The organism is Butyrivibrio sp. DSM 10294 (assembly GCF_028539135.1).
In the GTDB taxonomy this organism is placed as follows: domain Bacteria; phylum Bacillota; class Clostridia; order Lachnospirales; family Lachnospiraceae; genus Butyrivibrio.
The window spans coordinates 1-3487 of the sequence record NZ_JANSWL010000011.1; the positions used below are offsets into that span (position 1 = coordinate 1).

The 3487-nt window shown below is 43.0% G+C and carries 3 protein-coding genes; all 3 read right to left on the reverse strand.

The window, feature by feature from the left end; all coding sequences use genetic code 11:
- Positions 1-176: 176 nt before the first annotated feature.
- Complete coding sequence (locus tag NXH67_RS18255; RefSeq protein WP_330676517.1) at positions 177-1541, reverse strand: manganese efflux pump; 1365 nt, start codon at positions 1539-1541, stop codon at positions 177-179.
- A 230-nt stretch (positions 1542-1771) separates the two neighbouring features.
- Positions 1772-2311 (reverse strand): nitroreductase family protein, encoded by a 540-nt coding sequence (locus NXH67_RS00090; protein ID WP_272795920.1) that lies wholly within the window; start codon positions 2309-2311, stop codon positions 1772-1774.
- Positions 2308-2952 carry a YczE/YyaS/YitT family protein gene (locus NXH67_RS00095; RefSeq protein ID WP_272795921.1) on the reverse strand — a complete coding sequence of 215 codons (645 nt, stop codon included), beginning with the start codon at positions 2950-2952 and terminating at the stop codon, positions 2308-2310. The genes NXH67_RS00090 and NXH67_RS00095 overlap by 4 nt, the downstream gene beginning before the upstream one ends.
- Positions 2953-3487: the final 535 nt, after the last annotated feature.

Here is a 3487-nt window from a genome sequence, read left to right on the forward strand (position 1 = left end):
ATTCCCAAAGGTAACCCAATGGGATAGAGGCATAGTGGACATGCCCTGTTCTTTGGGATGCACTAAGCATCCCAAAGGTTCATGCCGTTCTGCGGCATAACAGAAACCTCTTCCGACGCAGTGTCGGTGGAGGTAGTTCATTTCTAAATACCATTGCTCCTTTTTTAACGTTTAATTTAAAGAAAGATCATTAACATAACGATTGCAAAGCCTACTGCGAAGGTAAGTGCGCCTCTGTCGTTGTCTTGCTTCAGGGCTATCTGAGGAATTTCCTCGATGGTGGTATAAACAAGAGCTCCACCGGAAACTGACATTATATAAGGCAGAAGGCCGGGGAATAAAACAACCAGTACAACAGTGATAATACCTAGAAGCGGTATTGGTGCACCGGATACAACTCCCATAAGAAATGCCTTGCCGGTTTTGGTTCCTGCTTCTCTAAGCCAAAGTGAAACGTTGAGCGCTTCCGGGATGTTCTGAAGTAAGATGGCAATAGCCAGGACAAGCGCAACCGATGATGATATCCATTCAGTCTCCATGAAGTGAGCTGCGTAAATAGTTCCAAGTGCTATTCCTTCGGGAGCATGATGGATCACTTCCTTCAGCACAGCCTTTATTTTGGGGCTCAATTCACTTTCCGGACCTTCGGTTATATCGGAATAAACATGTGTGTGTGGTATGAATTTATCAAGAAGAATCTGGAAGAGCACGCCTACACAAAAGAATATGGTTACAGGAATGATTCCCTTATGTACATTGGTGTCAAAGCCTTTAACTGCAGGCTCTATCATAGCCCAGACTGCTGCTGAGAGCATAATTCCTGAACTGAATCCAACCAGTACAGCCCTCATCTTGTCCGAGAGCTGAGCCTTCTGAGCATAGATGATCAGCGAGCCCAGGAATGTTCCGACAAGAGGAATCAGCATTCCAAAGATTGTCTCGGTGTCGGAGAGTGTATTAGCGCTGTCCAAATGTGTTATAAGTGCTCGGAATCCAATGAACAAAAGAATTGTTCCGCCCATGATCTCGGATCCTGCCTTGTATCGATCCCCGAAAACGCTGCCTATCTTAACTCCTGCCATTGAAATGATACAAGTAATGACTCCGATAATGATTACTGCAATCACAACATTGATAAGTCTTCCTGAATCAATGATCTCAACCGGTACTGCTACAAAAGTGATGCCGACTGCCAAAGCATCAATACTTGTAGCTACAGCCATCATGAACATCGTCTTGACATCGAATCCCGGTGATACTTCCTCATCCGGACCAAGCGCTTCTTTGATCATATTACCACCAATCAGTGACAGTAGAATAAAAGCCACCCATGGCGCCACCATGCTGATCAGCTTAACAAAATTGGAACCCACCAGATAACCTATAAGAGGCATAACTCCCTGAAATGTTCCAAACCATACGCCACACAAGAGATACTCTTTCTTTGTGACCTTGCCTACTGCAAGACCTTTACAAATAGAGACCGCGAACGCATCCATCGCCAAACCTATCGCCAATAGCAGTACTTCAAATAAGCCCATAATCCATCTCCTAACAAAAAGAAAAATAAAAAGACCAAGTACAGAAAACTATACTTGGTCGTTCCTTCGAAAAAATGACAGCATGCATAGTTCTCCCTTAAACAACTATACATGAGTCTCGCAATTTAAAACAAGCCAGGCCAAAGCCAGTATGTTGACTTGCTACGTTAAAACGCTTGCTACTCCCTCATGGGAAATATGAGAAATCGTATCATTAAGAACAGATGCTGTCAACGTATGATATTAAAAGACTCCCGGTGAATCTTTCTGTGATCAAATTCCGATTCATCATATCCTTTTTTGATCTCACCTTTTTCGCCAAGTGCTATCAGATTAAGAACCTCATAGCCTTCAGGTATACCGAGCAGATTTCGAATCTCTATATCCGATGTCTGACTCTTTCCCATGCGATTTCTGATCTGCACCCAGCAGGCTCCGATATCATACTGCTCCGCTGCAAGCAAAATATATGCAGATGCTATGGCGCCATCCTCTATCCAGAACTCTCCGCGGTCAAGGCTTACAAAAACAACAATCACCGCATCCGCACCAATAATCTGACTGCCTCCATAGCTTTTGCATGACGCCAGATCCTTTATGGTTTCTTTATCCCTGACAACCACATACTCTACCGGTCTGTGACCGAACGAGCTCGGTGCGGTTAGTGCCACCTTCATGATCTCATCTATCACTTGATCGTCAATCTTTTTATCGCCGTATTGACGAACGGATCTTCTCCTGCTTGCCAGTTCAAATAGTTTGTTTTTCATTTGCCGCTCCTCACCTTATCAAAAAGCCTGTTATAAACTTTTATGATGCTTCCGACCAAAACCGCCGCAATGATACTGCCCTCACGCACTCCCTGAAGCGTTCCGAGAAATACCATGCAGATCAAAGCAGATATGACTATATAAAGAATATCAAAAAATATCTTTACATTCTCATACCTTTTTCCCGACACCTTGCTTATTGCCCTGTTCATAGCTTCTCCGGGTAACATAGCAACACCACCTTTAAGCTGTATCCATATGCCGAGTGCCAGAATCGCACATCCAAGCAGCATGAACAGAAACTGCATGGGATAACCTGTAACAGCTATACCTCTTATCAGCCAGACGGAGAGATTAGTCAGATATCCATACACAAAGGCAAGCACGGTCTGTATTGCTATCTCTGTGTAATTGCATTTACCCTTCAGCACGGCCACCTGCGTGATTATTTGAATCACACTGAGAAGATTCAGCCATCCGCCGAAGGACAAGAGCGAACTCACCAACGAAATTGAATATGGAACAGATGCTACAGGCGACGTTCCAAGCCCTGCCTTTGTTGAAAAAGCCACGCCCATTGATGCAATGAATAAACCTATGATAAAAAGGCCATAGCCTTTTATTATTCTTCCAGTTGTCATTTCTAATCCTTCTCGATCATGTTATATTCGTATATAACTGACGATGTGCATTTATATTTATTTCGCATTTTTAAATAAATACTAATTTTGCGAATCTGTATAAACTTGTGGGAAGGTTGTGTTGGTTAAACAAGAAAGCCCTGCAGACACGCAAAATGCAAGCTCTATTTGATTCAAGTGTCTTACTATTGGAGTCCGACACGCGAATAGCAAACTATGACTGATACAAGTGTTTGACTACTCCACAAATCCCCGCACATAACACTCATATAAAGATTGCTTCATCCCACAAGTGTCTTTTTCAGGGAAAATTCAAGAATATCCAGCAATATCTACACTCATATGGCAATTCCATTGATTTGCAAGTGTTCACACCTCCAGTTTAGACACTCCTACAGTAATCCAATCTATTTCCAAGTGTACATGCCTCTTTTCTCAGGCACTCCTACAATAAACCATTGCTGTAACAAGTGTCTTTCTGTAAATGAGTTGTTCCAGCAAACACTCATACTATCACAAATCCGCTCCACGAGTG

Bases quoted from the DNA above. Each gene is read 5' to 3' on its own strand.
- NXH67_RS18255 (WP_330676517.1), bottom strand. From the start codon at position 1,541: ATGGGCTTATTTGAAGTACTGCTATTGGCGATAGGTTTGGCGATGGAT.
- NXH67_RS00090 (WP_272795920.1), bottom strand. From the start codon at position 2,311: ATGAAAAACAAACTATTTGAACTGGCAAGCAGGAGAAGATCCGTTCGT.
- NXH67_RS00095 (WP_272795921.1), bottom strand. From the start codon at position 2,952: ATGACAACTGGAAGAATAATAAAAGGCTATGGCCTTTTTATCATAGGT.